General features: G+C 24.8%; 1 protein-coding gene. It reads left to right on the top strand.

Translation table 11 applies throughout. The features are described 5' to 3' along the window. The coding region (locus tag GXK56_RS27610) for a hypothetical protein (RefSeq protein WP_160693502.1) at window positions 1-262 on the top strand (262 nt) is incomplete at both ends.

Below are 262 nucleotides of genomic sequence, written 5' to 3'. Positions count from 1 at the left end.
CATCTTTTAATTACGATTATTATGTAAAATTATTAAAGAAATATACAGGATATGTTTATAATAGACAGCTGAAAAGATATGAGCCACTATCAGATGAGTCTAATGCTTTCATAAGTATAGATGATTTATTAAGCAAAGGAAAAAATGATGCTACACCAATCGTAGCATCAATTCCTGAAAAGTTATATTGTAAAAATCCAATAGATTCATTAAATATTGATTTACTTCAAGATAGACTAATGGAATTATCAAAATATATTAA

The organism is Clostridium sp. C2-6-12, assembly GCF_009928485.1.
Taxonomy (GTDB): Bacteria; Bacillota; Clostridia; order Clostridiales; family Clostridiaceae; genus Clostridium.
The sequence above is the reverse complement of the archived record's forward strand: the minus strand, read 5'-3'. Positions and strand labels throughout refer to the sequence as shown.